1 protein-coding gene is annotated in these 1375 nt (G+C 56.6%); it reads right to left on the bottom strand.

Features of this window, described 5'->3' with window-relative positions:
* Positions 1 to 243: 243 nt before the first annotated feature.
* Positions 244 to 1284, bottom strand: coding sequence for an IS110 family RNA-guided transposase (locus tag GGR95_RS18790; RefSeq protein ID WP_050527168.1), 1041 nt, complete (start codon positions 1282 to 1284; stop codon positions 244 to 246).
* Positions 1285 to 1375: the final 91 nt, after the last annotated feature.

The following is a 1375-nucleotide window of genomic DNA, read 5'->3' as shown; positions in this document are numbered from 1 at the left end:
AAACGGTTCTCTGTTTGCGGCCTTGTCAAGCGGGATTGCGATCTGTCCGTTCGGGGTCATGGTTCTCTCCGAGGTCGCGGCCATCGTGTTTGTCAGCGCCTCATGATGGTTTTCGGTGGTGGATCGTCTCCAATGTCGTTTGCGGGTTATGTGGCAACCGCCACGTCCCAACCGTTTTTACGAGATCGATTTACCTCCGTCCCGTCGGGACTTCGCTTCCCGCCCGTCGGGCGAGAATTCAGTTCAGGCAGTGGCCTCATGTGTCCATTGATAGTCGGTTCCTGATTTCCAGAGCGTCAGCATCAACACTGCAATCTTGCGCGCAGTGGCAACGGCGGCTTTGCGGAAGCCCCGCCGCCCAGCCAGTCGAACGGCCCAAGACTTCAGCGCCGAGAAGCGCTTCACTTGCCTGATGACGCAGGACGCCGCTTCAAAAAGAAGCCCACGCATTCCGGCATCTCCACATTTTGAGACACGGCCAGACCAATCCATTTCACCCGATTGGTGACGCCTCGGCGTTAAACCGAGAAAAGCCCCCACATCTGAAGTTTTACTGAACCGGTTAGGATCGTCGATGAGTGCTGCAAAACTGAGTGATACAATCGGACCAACGCCTGGAATGGTCATGAGGCGGCGCGTGATGGGATTGCTTTTCGACTTCGCTCTCAATGCGGCATCAAAGTCAGCGGTCGCGTTGCACAGCGTGATGTGAGCGGCGATGAACCCGTCTGCGATGGTGCGCAGCACCGGATCGGTTTCGCCAGCTGCGGCAAGTTGATCACGGAACCCTTGCCTTTGTTGCGCCTGACTGATCCCCGTCATGCGGATACCGAAGGCTTTCAAAACGCCCCGAATATGACCTTCCAGATCCTTGCGCAGACGGATCATACGCTCTCGCCCTCCGACCAACGCCCGCAACCGATCAGACTCTTCACTGCGAATGTGAACCGGCGTGAACCAGTTCATCCGCGCGAGTTGGGCCAGACCTTCTGCGTCGGAGCTGTCGGATTTGTTCAACCGAGCGGATAAGCTTTTGTGAGCCTTGCGGGCATCAATGCAGATCGCAGGTAAACCCATCTGCACCATCCCGCGCTGCAACCAGATCGAAAGCTGCCCACTTTCATGGATGATACGCTTTGGGGTCAGGGATCGGTTCTTAAACCAACCTGCCACTCCTTCCGGATCAGCTGGCGCGGTGCCCTGCGCCACAACCTCCCCATCGTCATCAACAACACATATCGAAACTTCTTTGAGCGATACGTCTAATCCTGCATAATGCGTCATGGTCGTTCTCCTCACGGCTTGTTTCCATGAGGCCAATGTAACAGGACCTCGTTCGCCACTGGAGAGCGGCCGCCGCAATCACACCATGTCG

The organism is Sulfitobacter undariae (genome assembly GCF_014196805.1).
Classification (GTDB): domain Bacteria; phylum Pseudomonadota; class Alphaproteobacteria; order Rhodobacterales; family Rhodobacteraceae; genus Sulfitobacter; species Sulfitobacter undariae.
This window is presented reverse-complemented; position numbering and strand designations above follow the sequence as displayed.

Bases quoted from the DNA above. Each gene is read 5' to 3' on its own strand.
- GGR95_RS18790 (WP_050527168.1), bottom strand. From the start codon at position 1,284: ATGACGCATTATGCAGGATTAGACGTATCGCTCAAAGAAGTTTCGATA.